We start from the raw sequence: 12,419 nt of genomic DNA on the forward strand, positions 1-12,419 counted from the left end.
GCACGGGAGGACGCGGGAAGCGGAGCCTGCGAGGCCGACGCACGGCGGCGGTCCCGGGGGAACCCCCTCGGGACCGCCGCCGTCCGCGCTACTCGGCCGCCGGGAGCTGCGTGCGCAGCAGCGCCGGCAGGCGGGTCGTGCGGGGCTTCGCCGGCACCTCGGCGACGGCCTTCGGCAGAGCCTGCTCGACGCCGTGCACCACGGACAGATGGCGCTCCGCCCGGCCGAACGCCGTGTACACCCAGGGGCGTGAGAGAACCTGCGCGGCGTCGCCCGGCAGGACCACGACCGCCGCGGGCCACCGGCTGCCCACGGCCTGGTGCGCGGTCAGCGCCCACCCGTGCCGCACGGCCTGCTCCACCCGGTCCCTCGGCACGACCACCGGACCGTCGGCGCAGGACAGGTGCAGCCCCTCCGCGTCGGCCGTCACCACCCGGCCGGGCATCGTGCGGCCCGGGGCGGGCGCGTAGGCGACCCGGTCGCCGGGGTCGAAGCCGCCGAAGCGGCCGGGGCCGGGATTGAGCCGTTCCTTGAGGGCGGCGTTGAGCGCGCGTGTACCGGCCGCACCGCCGTGGCCCGGGGTGATCGCCACCGTCTCCTCGGGGGTGATCCCGAAGGCCCGCGGCACCGAGTCGGCGACGAGCTGCACGGTCCGGTGCACGGCCTCGCCCGCCTCCCGGACCGGCACGATCACGATCTCCTTGCCGGGCGCGTCGACCTGGTTCAGCTCGCCGATGCCGACGCCGGAGACGAGCTCGCCGATCGGCCCCGGGTCGGGCGTGCGCGAGGCGACCTGCGGACACGCGCGCGCCGCGAGCAGATCGGCGAAGACCCGGCCCGGGCCCGCCGACCAGAGCACCGCCGGATCACCGCTGAGCACCAGCCGCGCCCCGTCCGGCAGCGACTCCGCCAGCAACGCGGCGCTCTCCACGTCCAGTTGCGGCGCGTCGAGCACGACCAGCAGATCGAGGGCGAAGGCACCGTCCGCGTCCCGCCCGGGACCCTCGGTGCCGGCCAGCAGCCCCGGGACGGTGACGACGGCGCCGTCCGCCGCCCGCTCGCCGAGGAGCGCCGCGAACCGCCGCCGGCTGTCCGGCGCGTGGCAGGCCGCGACCGCGCGCAGGCCCACGGCCAGGGCCGCGGTGAGCAGCGCCGCCGGTTCGGCGCGGGACGCCTCGCCGCCGGTGTGCAGCACCAGGCCGTGTCCGGCGACGGCGCGCAGCAGCTCGGCGGTGCTGCCGGACGCGTCGGCCGTCACCGGCTCCCATCGCGCGGAGGCCTCCTTGGCCGGCGAGTTGACCACCCGGGCCAGCGCGTCGGCAAGGCTCTCCTCCGCCAGCGCGTACCGCTCCAGGCCCACCAGGACCCGGACCGGCCGGGACTCCTCGCCGTCCTCCCCGCTCTCCTGCCCGCCGTTCTCGGCCGTCCCCTCGGGCCGACCGGTCCGGGCGGCGTCCACGGAGTCCAGGGCGTCCTGGAACACGAGCGCCTCGCCCTCGGCCAGCGCGCTCTGCACGGCCGCCTCGGCGTCCGGCACCGCCTGCCGGACGAGAGCGGCGGTGAGCGTCGGCAGCTCCAGGGCGGTGTGCCCGGCCACGGCGGCCTGCTCGAGCAGCCAGACCGTCACCGCGCGCCCGCGTCGCTCGTCGTCGGGCGCGCACTCCGGTCCGAGCAGCGCCCGCGCGAACCCGTCGGCCTGCTCGGGACGCACACCGGGGACGCGCAGCAGCTGCCACGGGTCCTCGCGCAGCAGATCCTCGGCGCCCTCGCCCAGCGTGGCGGCGGCCTGCGGCGCGAGCGTCTCCGGCGCGCCACCGGCGCCGAGCACGCGCCGCACGCCCTCGACGGCTTGCGCCGCGGGGGCCGGTGCGGCGGCCGCCGCCGGTACGGGGGCCGGCTGGGGTCGGCGGACCTGCTCCGGCGCGGGACGGCGCGGGGCGGGCGCCGGATCGGCGAACACCGTGGCCGGGGGCTTCGCCCCGCCCTCCACCGCACGCACCGCCGCGAGCAGGTCGGCGGCCTTCCCGCTCAGCTTGGTCCCGCTCTCGATGGGCTCCGCCTTCTCGGCCCGGCGCCGCTCGATGCGCTCCCGCTCCAGCTTCTGCGCGGCGAGCTCGGCCTGCGCCTCGGAGAGCTGCGCGGCCGCCTCGGCGGCGTCGGCCTTGCCGTCCTCTGCTCCTGCTTCTGCTTCTGTTCGGGCCTCCGTGCCTGCTTCGGCTGCCGCGGCCGCCTTCACGGCGGCCGGCTGCTCGCAGTCGCGCGCGCCGTCCGCGTCCTCGCGTGCGGCAGGGGTCTCGTCGTCGCTCGTCGAAGCGCTGTCGGCCGCCGGCCCGGGCTGTGCCGTCGCGGTGTCGTCCGGGGTCCCGGGCTCCGCGGCGGCCTCCGGTGTCGCCGGTCCGGCGTTCTCGGTGCTCTCCGGGGGAACCGACTCCGTGCTCACAGCGTGCTCCAGTCGTGATCGGGATAGCGGTGCACGGGCGCCGACACGTCGTCGAGGGCCCGGCAGATCTCGTCAGGAAGACTAAGGGCCTCCACTGACAATGCGGCCGTGAGCTGCTGCGCGTTGCGCGCGCCGACGATCGGGGCGGCCACCCCCGGCCGGTCGCGGACCCAGGCGAGGGCGACCTGGAGCGGGGTCACGGCCAGGCCGTCCGCGGCGGTCGAGACGGCGTCCACGATGCGGCTCGCGGTGTCGTCGAGATAGGGCTCGACGAAGAGCCCGAAGTGGTCCGAGGCGCCGCGCGAGTCCGGCGGCAGGGCGTCGCCCCGGTACTTGCCGGTGAGGACGCCGCGGCCCAGCGGAGAGGAGGGCAGCAGGCCGATGCCCAGATCCAGGGCGGCCGGCAGCACCTCGCGCTCGACACCGCGCTGCAGCAGCGAGTACTCCATCTGTGTCGCCGCGAGCCGGGTCCGCGCCCCCGGCGCGGCGAGCTGCCAGGTGGCCGCCTTGGCGAGCTGCCAGCCGCAGAAGTTGGAGACCCCGGCGTAGCGGGCGCGGCCGCTCGCGACAGCGATGTCGAGGGCCTGGAGGGTCTCCTCCAGCGGGGTGTCGGGGTCGAAGGCGTGTACCTGCCACAGGTCGACGTGATCCGTGCCCAGCCGGGCCAGTGAGGCGTCCAGGGCGGCGAGGAGGTGCCCCCGGGAACCGTCGTAGCGGCGGTCCGGGTCGGGGACGCTGCCCGCCTTGGTCGAGATGATCAGGTCCCGGCGCGGAACCAGGCCCTCCAGCAGGCGTCCCAGCAGATATTCGGCGTCCCCGTCGCCGTACACGTCGGCCGTGTCGACGAGGGTCCCGCCCGCCTCCCAGAACGTCTTCAGGACGTCCGCGGCGTCGTGCTCGTCGGTGTCGCGGCCCCAGGTCAGGGTGCCGAGCCCGATGCGGGACACACGCAGGCCGGTGCGGCCGAGATGCCTCTGCTCCATGAACGCCGAGATTACTGGCCATAACTGGGCGGTGGGTTGCCTGTGGATAACCGAATTTCCGGGACGCGGAACCGAGTTCCGCAGGCCGGGACCCCGGATCCGTCCGCCGCGACCCTCGCCACACCGCACTCCCGGCCCCGCGGCGCCCGCGCTATGGTCTCCGCAACAGCGTCGTTACTGATCAGTAAGGGGATCGGCCATGCAGCTCGGGATCAACCTCGGCTACTGGGGTGCCGGAATGGACGGCGACAACCTCGCCGTCGCCCAGGAGGCCGACCGCCTCGGCTACGCCGTCTGCTGGGCCGCCGAGGCCTACGGCTCCGACGCGGCCACCGTGCTCACCTGGGTGGCCGCGCAGACCGAGCGCATCGACGTCGGTTCGGCGATCTTCCAGATCCCGGCCCGCCAGCCGGCGATGACCGCGATGACCGCCGCCACCCTCGACTCGCTCTCCGGCGGCCGTTTCCGCCTCGGCCTCGGCGTGTCGGGACCACAGGTCTCCGAGGGCTGGTACGGCGTCAAGTTCGACAAGCCGCTGTCCCGCACCCGCGAGTACGTGGAGATCGTCCGCAAGGCGATGACGCGCGAGCGGCTGTCGTACGACGGCGAGCACTGGACGCTGCCGCTGCCGGGCGGCCCGGGCAAGCCGATCAAGCTGACCGTGCACCCGGAGCGCGAGCACATCCCGCTGTACATCGCCGCCATCGGTCCGAAGAACCTGGAGCAGACCGGCGAGATCGCCGACGGCGCCCTGCTCATCTTCCCGTCCGCCGAGCACCTCGAGGACACCGCGATCAAGCACCTGCGGGCCGGGCGCGAGAAGGCGGGCAAGACCCTGGAGGGCTTCGACGTCTGTCCGACCCTGCCGCTGGCCCTCGGCGACGACAAGGACGTCGAGCGGCTCGCCGACACCTTCCGGCCCTACACCGCGCTGTACGTCGGCGGCATGGGCAGCCGCAAGCAGAACTTCTACAACCAGCTCGCGCGCCGCATGGGCTACGAGGCCGCCGCCGACGAGATCCAGGACAAGTACCTCTCCGGCGACAAGCAGGGCGCCGCGGCGGCCGTGCCGCACGAGCTGATCGACCGGACCACGCTGCTGGGCTCGGTGGAGCGGATCGCCGACCGGATGAAGGCCTACGCGGCGGCCGGCGTCACCACGCTCACCCTCGCCCCGGCGGGCTTCACCCTCGACGAGCGCCTCGCCTCGCTGCGGGCCGGCGTGCAGGCCGCCGAGCTGGCCGGCCTGGGCTAGCCGGTCCGGCCGGTCGGGTCGGTCCGGCGGGTCCGGATGGGCGGCCCGGACCGGGTGGTGGTCGGCCGGGACCGGGTGGTGGTCGGCCGGGACCGGAGGCCGACCGGGACCTGAGGCCGGGACGGGGGATCTCCGGGCCGGGATTCCGGGAATGACAGCGGCCGTGGTGGGGGCTCGGGGGTCTTCCCCGCCACGGCCGTCATGCGGAACAACGCGCCACCCGGCGCGCGGTTACGCCTCAGGACCGACTCCGGGCATCCCTCTTTCGGCGCAGTTGTCCGACACAGCTGTTGCACCGCCCCGCGTGCCGCATTTGACTCGTTCCTTGCGGAATGCTGCGGAATCCTGCGCGATGCGGAGAGGTGCCCCCACGATGCTTTCGGCCAAGAGTCTGTTCCAGGAGATCATCGACAACGACGAATCCTTCGCTCTCTTCTGTTCCATCGCCGCAGGCGGCGAGTCGCAGGGCGGCTGGGAGAACGGCCGGATCGCCGCGCTCGTCCCGCAGAGCGAACGCCACCTCGCTCCCAAGATCGCCCGGCACGGCGCCGACGAGGACAAGCACGGGCGGATCTTCAACGCCCTGATGCGCAAGCGCGGACTGACCCCCGTGCCCGTCCCGCGCGACACGGACTACACGATGCTCCTGGAGCAGGCCGGCATCGGCCTCGCGCACGACCGGCTCCGGGCCGACCACCCGCTGACCGTGCACGACATCGTCACCTACCTCGCGCACAGCCGGGTCACCGAACAGCGGGCCTCCGAGCAGATGGAACTGCTGCGCAGGCACTTCGCCGACCATCCCGACCTCGGCCGCGCGGTGAGGATGATCTCCGACGACGAGGACAACCACCTCGCCTACTGCCACGAGGAACTGCTCCGCCTCGCCCGCGCGGGACACGGCCGCGCCATCCACCGGACCCTGCGCGCGTGTGCGCTCGCCGAGATCCGGATCTACCGCGACGTGAGCCTGGCCGTCATGGCCCACATGGGGGACATCCTCGGCTGGTCGAAGGGCCGGGCGGCGCTCCTCGCGGCCGGCGTCCGCGCCGTGTACGCCTGGGAGCGGTTCGCGGGCTGGCGTCGGATGGTCACCCTGGAGATGCCCGAGCGCCGCGACGCGCTCGGCGGTCCGGCGGTCCCGGCTCCCGAGTTCGCCTGAGAGCAGGGCGCGGGACGGGTCCGGGAACCGGCCCCTAGAGCCATCCCCGGTGCTTGAACAACCGGTACAGCAGCACTTCGAGCACGGCCATCAGCGCGATCACCGCCGGGTACGACCACACCCACCGCAGCTCCGGCATGTGCTCGAAGTTCATCCCGTAGATCCCCGCGATCATCGTGGGGACCGCGGCCATCGCCGCCCACGCCGAGATCTTCCGCATGTCGTCGTTCTGCCGGACGCTCATCTGCGCCAGGTGGGCCGAGAGGATGTCCGTGACCAGCCGGTCCAGCCCCTCGACGGACTCGTTCACCCGCATCAGGTGGTCGTTGACGTCGCGGAAGAAGGGCCGCGCCCGGTCGTCGATGAAGGGCACGCCCGGGGCGGACGCGCTCGTGCGGGCCAGTCGGGACAGCGGAGGAGCCAGCGGGCCGGTGGCCCGGCGGAACTCCAGGATCTGCCGCTTGAACCGGTAGATCCGCGACGCGGTGTGCCGCGAGCCGCCGCCGTCCGGCGAGAACACCTCCGCCTCCAGCTCCTCCAGGTCCGTCTGGAGTTCCGTCGCCACGTCCAGGTAGTGGTCCACCGTGGCGTCGGCGATCGCGTACACCACCGCCGTGGGGCCCTTGGCGAGCAGTTCCGGCTCGTGCTCGATCCGGCGCCGCACGGCGGCCAGCGGGGAGCCCTCGCCGTGCCGGACGCTCACCACGAAGCCGTCGCCGAGGAAGACCATCACCTCACCGGAGGAGACGGCGTCGCTCTCCTGTTCGTAGACCACCGGCTTGAACACCAGGAAGAGCGAGTCGTCGTAGATCTCCAGCTTCGGCCGCTGGTGCGCTTTCAGGGCGTCCTCGACGGCGAGCGGATGCAGCCCGAACTCCTGCGTGACGTGGTCGAACTCCTTCTCGGTCGGCTCGTGGAGCCCGATCCACACGAAACCGCCCGCGGCCCGTGCCTCGGCCAGCGCGTCCGAGAAGTCCTCCGGGCCCTCCGTGCGGCGCCCGTCGCGATAGACCGCGCAGTCGACGATCACTCGGCGCATCCTCCCTTCGCACCCTCACCGGCGCACGCCCGCGTGCGCCTACCCTGGGCGGCATGCCCACGTTGATCCTCGTCCGGCACGGCCGGTCCACCGCCAACACCTCCGGACTGCTCGCCGGCTGGACGCCGGGCGTAGCCCTCGACGAGCGCGGGGCCGCGCAGGCCGCCGCCCTGCCCGGGCGGCTCGAAGCGCTGCCGATCGCCGAGGTCGTCGCCAGTCCCCTCCAGCGCTGCCAGGAGACGATCCGGCCGCTCCTCGCCGCCCGCCCCGGCCTGCGCGCCCACACCGACGAGCGGATCGGGGAGTGCCACTACGGCGACTGGTCCGGACGCAAGCTCGCCGAACTGATGGACGAACCCCTGATGGAGGTCGTGCAGGCGCACCCTTCCGCCGCCGCGTTCCCCGGCGGCGAGTCCATGCGGGCCATGCAGACCCGCGCCGCCGAGGCGGTGCGCGAGTGGAACGCGCGCGTGGAACGCGACCACGGCGCCGACGCCGTCTATCTGATGTGCTCGCACGGCGACATCATCAAGTCGCTCGTGGCGGACGCCCTCGGGCTTCATCTCGACCTCTTCCAGCGGATCTCTGTGGAACCGTGTTCCGTCACCGCGATCCGTTACACCCGGCTGCGCCCCTTTCTCGTGCGCCTCGGCGACACGGGCGACTTCGCGTCGCTCGCCCCGCGCGAGGAGCCGCCGGCCGGGGACGCGACGGTCGGGGGTGGTGCGGGCGCACCGTGATCGTCGGCCGCAGTAGGGTGAAGCGGTCCGCAAACGCGCGCGTACCCGCAGGGACGTTCCCCCACGCGTTCCCCGGCCCACGATGACCCACGATTCCCATGGAGACAGGACGTGTCCCGTCAGGTGTTCCTCTACGACCCCCCGGACCGCTTCGTGGCCGGTACGGTCGGACTGCCCGGGCGCCGTACCTTCTTCCTCCAGGCCACCGCCGGCTCCCGAGTGACCAGCGTGGCCCTGGAGAAGACCCAGGTCGCCGCGCTCGCCGAGCGCATGGACGAACTGCTGGACGAGGTCGTGCGCCGGAGCGGCGGCAGCGCGCCCGTGCCCGCGATGTCGCCCGCCGAGAACACCGACACGGCCCCCCTCGACACGCCGATCGAGGAGGAGTTCCGGGTCGGCACCATGGCCCTCGCCTGGGACGGCGAGGAACAGCGCATGATCGTCGAGGCGCAGGCCCTCGTGGAGCTCGAGGCGGACTCCGAGGAGGACCTCGCCGAGGCCGAGGAGAAGCTCCTGCAGGACGAGGAGAACGGGCCCCCGATGCTGCGGGTCCGGCTCACCGGCGCACAGGCCCGGGCCTTCGCCAAGCGCGCCCTCGACGTCGTCAACGCGGGCCGTCCGCCGTGCCCGCTGTGCAGCCTGCCGCTCGATCCGGAAGGACACGTATGTCCGCGCCAGAACGGATACCGCCGGGGGGCGTGACGACCACCGACCCGGCCGCCGCCGCACTCCTCGCGCGCGGCGAGCTCACCGTCCGCGGCCGCATCCGCGACGCCTCCAACGCGGCCCTGTACTGCACCGTCGCGTACGAGGGCCGCGAGGCCGCCTGCGTCTACAAGCCGGTCGCCGGGGAGCGGCCGCTGTGGGACTTCCCCGACGGCACCCTCGCCCAGCGCGAGGTCGCCGCCTACGAGGTCTCCGAGGCCACCGGCTGGGGCCTGGTGCCGCCCACCGTGCTGCGGGAGGGGCCGTACGGCGAGGGCATGTGCCAGCTGTGGATCGAGACGGCCCCGGAGACGGAGCTGCTCGCCCTGGTGGACGCGGAGGAGCCCGGGCCCGGCTGGAGGGCGATCGGCTTCGCCGAGGCCGGCGAGGGCCGTACCGCGCTGCTCGTGCACGCCGACGACGAACGGCTGCGCCGGCTCGCCGTCCTCGACGCGGTGATCAACAACGCCGACCGCAAGGGCGGCCACCTGCTGCCCACCGCCGACGGCCGGCTGTACGGCATCGACCACGGGGTCACCTTCAACGCCGAGAACAAGCTGCGCACGCTCCTGTGGGGCTGGGCGGGCGAGCCCCTGACCGGGGAGGCCGTCGACGTGCTCAAGGCCCTCAGAGGCGCGCTGGAGCCCGGCGGGCGGCTGGCGGTCACCCTGGCCGGGCTCATCACCCCCGCCGAGGTCGACGCCACGCGCGCGCGTGCCGACGCGCTGCTGGCGAGCGGGAAGCACCCGGAGCCGAGCGGCGACTGGCCCGCCATCCCCTGGCCCCCCGTCTGACCGGCCGGCCCGGGTCTGGCCGTCCGCCCCCCCCCGGGCCGGCCGGCGCCCGCACGCCGGGACGCATGCCGGACGGAATCGCACAAGAGGGCCTTCCCGGCCATCTGGCCTGCTCCGGTTCGTATACGCAACTTCCGTCCGGTTAGGCTCATGACATGCATGCCTGGCCCGCTTCCGAGGTCCCCGCCCTGCCTGGTCAGGGCCGCGACCTGAGGATCCACGACACCGCGACCGGCGGCCCGGTCTCCCTCGACCCCGGTCCCGTCGCCCGTATCTACGTCTGCGGCATCACGCCGTACGACGCGACCCACATCGGTCACGCGGCGACCTACAACGCGTTCGACCTCGTTCAGCGCGTGTGGCTCGACACCAAGCGGCAGGTTCACTACGTCCAGAACGTCACCGACGTCGACGACCCGCTCCTGGAGCGGGCCGAACGCGACGGCGTCGACTGGGTCGCCCTCGCCGAGAAGGAGACGGCGCTCTTCCGCGAGGACATGACCGCCCTGCGGATGCTGCCGCCGCGGCACTACATAGGCGCCGTCGAGGCGATACCCGGCATCGTCCCGCTCGTCGAGCGGCTGCGGGACGCCGGCGCCGCCTACGAGCTCGACGGCGACATCTACTTCTCCGTCGAGTCCGACCCGAACTTCGGCCGGGTCTCGGGCCTGGACGCGGCCGCCATGCGGCTGCTCTCCGCCGAACGCGGCGGCGACCCCGACCGCCCCGGCAAGAAGAACCCGCTCGACCCGATGCTCTGGATGGCGGCCCGCGAGGGTGAGCCCAGCTGGGACGGCGGCTCGCTCGGCCGCGGCCGGCCGGGCTGGCACATCGAGTGCGTGGCCATCGCCCTGGACCACCTCGGGATGGGCTTCGACGTGCAGGGCGGCGGCTCCGACCTGGCCTTCCCGCACCACGAGATGGGCGCCTCGCACGCCCAGGTGCTGACCGGCGAGTTCCCCATGGCGCAGGCGTACGTCCACGCGGGCATGGTCGCCCTGGACGGCGAGAAGATGTCCAAGTCCCGGGGCAACCTCGTCTTCGTCTCGAAGCTGCGCCAGGACGGCGTCGACCCCGCCGCCATCCGGCTCACCCTCCTCGCCCATCACTACCGGGCCGACTGGGAGTGGACCGACCAGGTCCTGGCGGACGCCGAGGCCCGGCTCGGGCGCTGGCGCGCCGCCGTCTCCCGGCCCGACGGGCCGCCCGCCGAGGCGCTCGTCGAGGAGATCCGCGAGGCGCTCGGCAACGACCTCGACGCCCCGGCCGCGCTCGCCGCCGTCGACCGCTGGGCGGCGCTCCAGCAGGAGCAGGGCGGTACGGACATCGGGGCCCCCGGGGTCGTCTCACGGGCCGTGGACGCGCTGCTGGGCGTGGCGCTCTAGCCGAGGGCGTCCGTGCACGGGCACGACGAGGGGCGGTGCGCTTCGGCGCACCGCCCCTCTCGCTCCTCTGTCCCGCCGTCCTAGTCCTCCGAGGAATCGCTGTCGTCGGAGGCGTCGCCGCTCGGCTTCGGCGGCTTCGGGGGCCGGGTCCGCTCCCCGGGGTCCGGCGGGCCGCCGCCGTCCCGGCGCCGCAGATAGCGCTCGAACTCGCGGGCGATCGCCTCACCCGACGCCTCCGGCAGCTCCGCGGTGTCCCGCGCCTCCTCCAGCGTCTGCACGTACTCGGCGACCTCGCTGTCCTCCGCGGCCAGCTGGTCCACGCCCACCTGCCAGGCCCGCGCGTCCTCGGGCAGCTCGCCCAGCGGGATGCGCACGTCGATCAGGTCCTCCAGGCGGTTGAGGAGGGCCAGCGTCGCCTTCGGGTTCGGCGGCTGCGAGACGTAGTGCGGCACGGCCGCCCAGAGGCTCACCGCGGGCACCCCCGCATGCGTGCACGCCTCCTGGAGAACGCCGACGATGCCCGTGGGGCCCTCGTACTTGGTCTCCTCCAGGTCCATCCGCTGCGCCAGGTCCGCGTCGGACGTGGTCCCGCTGATCGGGACCGGTCGGGTGTGCGGGGTGTCACCGAGCAGGGCGCCCAGGATGACCACCAGCTCCACGCCCAACTCGTGCGCGAAACCCAGCAGCTCGTTGCAGAACGAGCGCCAGCGCATGGACGGTTCGATGCCGCGCACGAGCACGAGATCGCGTGGCTTGTCGCCGCCGACCCGGACGACCGACAACCTTGTCGTCGGCCACGTGATCTTGCGCACGCCGGCGTCCATCCACACCGTGGGGCGGTTCACCTGGAAGTCGTAGTAGTCCTCGGCGTCCAGCGCCGCGAACACCTCGCCCTTCCACTCCCGCTCCAGGTGCCCGACCGCGGTGGAGGCGGCGTCGCCGGCATCGTTCCAGCCCTCGAACGCGGCCACCATGACCGGGTCGATCAGCTCGGGAACCCCCTCGAGCTCGATCACCCAGCGCCTCCTTCCGACGTGCCCTCGCTTGACCACCCAACCTTACGGCGTTCCGCGGGAGCGCTCGCAGCCCCCTTGCACGGGGGAGTGAACGGATCACTGCCCCGTTCGCCACCCCCGGACACCCCCGGCCGGACCCGACTCACGGCATCGACCCACAGGTGGCGCACAGGGTCGGGCGCCGCGGACTCACAGCGTCGAGCGCAGCCACTGCTCCACGCTCGCGATGTGCACCGTGGCCCACGACCGCGCCGCCTCCGCGTCCCGGTCGCGCAGGGCCGCCAGGATCGCCCGGTGCTCGCGCAGCGTGCCGGCCACCGCGTCCTCCTGCGTCAGGCCGCGCCAGATACGGGCCCGGGTGGTGGGCCCGGACAGTCCGTCGAGCAGCGAGCACAGCACCGAGTTGCCGACGCTCTGCACGATGCCCCGGTGGAACTCCAGGTCGCCCGCGACCAGTTCCTCCACCGACGGCTCGGCCCCGAGCTTGTCCAACTGGGCGTCGAGCGCGTCCAGTTGCTGCTCGCTGATCCGCAGGGCGGCCATCGCGGTGGCGGCCGGCTCCAGGATGCGGCGCACGGCCAGGAACTCCAGGACGGTGTCGTCGCGGTGGAAGTCGACGACGAAACTCAGCGCCTCCAGGAGCAGTTGCGGATCGAGGCTGGTGACGTAGGTGCCGTCACCCTGCCGCACGTCCAGGATCCGGATCAGCGACAGGGCGCGCACCGCCTCCCGCAGGGAGTTGCGGGACAGACCCAGTTCGGCGGCCAGCTCGCTCTCCTTGGGCAGCCGGTCGCCGGGGCGCAGCGCACCCGAGACGATCATGCCCTTGATCTTCTCGATCGCCTCGTCGGTGACTGCCATGACCGGCCTCCCTGTCGTTCGTCGCCCAGACATCGGATC

11 protein-coding genes are annotated in these 12,419 nt (G+C 73.6%); 6 read left to right on the forward strand and 5 right to left on the reverse strand.

Annotated features, from left to right (window positions below; translation table 11 throughout):
* Positions 1 to 88: 88 nt before the first annotated feature.
* Complete coding sequence (locus J2X68_RS27635; RefSeq protein WP_310435281.1) at positions 89 to 2,440, reverse strand: ATP-dependent RecD-like DNA helicase; 2,352 nt, start codon at positions 2,438 to 2,440, stop codon at positions 89 to 91.
* Positions 2,437 to 3,423 (reverse strand): aldo/keto reductase, encoded by a 987-nt coding sequence (locus J2X68_RS27640; protein ID WP_310435282.1) that lies wholly within the window; start codon positions 3,421 to 3,423, stop codon positions 2,437 to 2,439. Before J2X68_RS27640 ends, J2X68_RS27635 begins: the two co-directional genes overlap by 4 nt.
* Before the next feature lie 199 nt (positions 3,424 to 3,622).
* Between J2X68_RS27640 and J2X68_RS27645 the strand changes: the two genes are divergently transcribed.
* Both J2X68_RS27645 and J2X68_RS27650 read left to right on the forward strand, forming a co-directional pair.
* A complete protein-coding gene (locus J2X68_RS27645; RefSeq protein WP_310435283.1) occupies positions 3,623 to 4,678 on the forward strand; it encodes an LLM class F420-dependent oxidoreductase in 1,056 nt (351 codons plus the stop codon).
* Positions 4,679 to 5,051: 373 nt separating this feature from the next.
* On the forward strand, positions 5,052 to 5,840 hold the full coding sequence (locus J2X68_RS27650) for a ferritin-like domain-containing protein (protein WP_310435284.1): 789 nt from the start codon (positions 5,052 to 5,054) through the stop codon (positions 5,838 to 5,840).
* A gap of 34 nt (positions 5,841 to 5,874) precedes the next feature.
* Here the strand turns inward: J2X68_RS27650 and corA are convergent, their stop codons facing one another.
* Positions 5,875 to 6,870: a magnesium/cobalt transporter CorA gene (gene corA, locus J2X68_RS27655; RefSeq protein WP_310435337.1), complete on the reverse strand. Its 996-nt coding sequence runs from the start codon at positions 6,868 to 6,870 to the stop codon at positions 5,875 to 5,877.
* 62 nt (positions 6,871 to 6,932) lie between these two features.
* On the opposite strand from corA, the gene J2X68_RS27660 reads away from it, so the two are divergent.
* The 4 genes from J2X68_RS27660 (at position 6,933) to mshC (ending at position 10,503) form a co-directional block, all read left to right on the forward strand.
* Positions 6,933 to 7,619 carry a histidine phosphatase family protein gene (locus J2X68_RS27660; RefSeq protein ID WP_310435285.1) on the forward strand — a complete coding sequence of 229 codons (687 nt, stop codon included), beginning with the start codon at positions 6,933 to 6,935 and terminating at the stop codon, positions 7,617 to 7,619.
* 111 nt (positions 7,620 to 7,730) lie between these two features.
* Positions 7,731 to 8,321, forward strand: a complete 591-nt coding sequence (locus J2X68_RS27665) for a DUF3090 domain-containing protein (protein WP_310435286.1) — start codon at positions 7,731 to 7,733, stop codon at positions 8,319 to 8,321.
* Positions 8,285 to 9,118, forward strand: a complete 834-nt coding sequence (locus J2X68_RS27670) for an SCO1664 family protein (RefSeq protein ID WP_310435287.1) — start codon at positions 8,285 to 8,287, stop codon at positions 9,116 to 9,118. Before J2X68_RS27665 ends, J2X68_RS27670 begins: the two co-directional genes overlap by 37 nt.
* 155 nt (positions 9,119 to 9,273) lie before the next feature.
* Positions 9,274 to 10,503, forward strand: coding sequence for a cysteine--1-D-myo-inosityl 2-amino-2-deoxy-alpha-D-glucopyranoside ligase (gene mshC, locus J2X68_RS27675; RefSeq protein ID WP_310435288.1), 1,230 nt, complete (start codon positions 9,274 to 9,276; stop codon positions 10,501 to 10,503).
* Positions 10,504 to 10,583: 80 nt separating this feature from the next.
* Here the strand turns inward: mshC and J2X68_RS27680 are convergent, their stop codons facing one another.
* Together J2X68_RS27680 and J2X68_RS27685 are read right to left on the reverse strand one after the other, a co-directional pair.
* Positions 10,584 to 11,519 (reverse strand): PAC2 family protein, encoded by a 936-nt coding sequence (locus J2X68_RS27680; RefSeq protein ID WP_057602131.1) that lies wholly within the window; start codon positions 11,517 to 11,519, stop codon positions 10,584 to 10,586.
* Between the two features lie 189 nt (positions 11,520 to 11,708).
* Positions 11,709 to 12,380 (reverse strand): FadR/GntR family transcriptional regulator, encoded by a 672-nt coding sequence (locus J2X68_RS27685; protein WP_310435289.1) that lies wholly within the window; start codon positions 12,378 to 12,380, stop codon positions 11,709 to 11,711.
* Positions 12,381 to 12,419 lie beyond the last annotated feature (39 nt).

The organism is Streptomyces sp. 3330 (assembly GCF_031456635.1).
Taxonomy (GTDB): domain Bacteria; phylum Actinomycetota; class Actinomycetes; order Streptomycetales; family Streptomycetaceae; genus Streptomyces.

Coding starts and splice junctions, on each gene's coding strand:
- J2X68_RS27670 (WP_310435287.1), top strand. CDS start 8,285: ATGTCCGCGCCAGAACGGATACCGCCGGGGGGCGTGACGACCACCGAC.
- J2X68_RS27650 (WP_310435284.1), top strand. CDS start 5,052: ATGCTTTCGGCCAAGAGTCTGTTCCAGGAGATCATCGACAACGACGAA.
- J2X68_RS27660 (WP_310435285.1), top strand. CDS start 6,933: ATGCCCACGTTGATCCTCGTCCGGCACGGCCGGTCCACCGCCAACACC.
- J2X68_RS27640 (WP_310435282.1), bottom strand. CDS start 3,423: ATGGAGCAGAGGCATCTCGGCCGCACCGGCCTGCGTGTGTCCCGCATC.
- J2X68_RS27645 (WP_310435283.1), top strand. CDS start 3,623: ATGCAGCTCGGGATCAACCTCGGCTACTGGGGTGCCGGAATGGACGGC.
- J2X68_RS27685 (WP_310435289.1), bottom strand. CDS start 12,380: ATGGCAGTCACCGACGAGGCGATCGAGAAGATCAAGGGCATGATCGTC.
- mshC (WP_310435288.1), top strand. CDS start 9,274: ATGCATGCCTGGCCCGCTTCCGAGGTCCCCGCCCTGCCTGGTCAGGGC.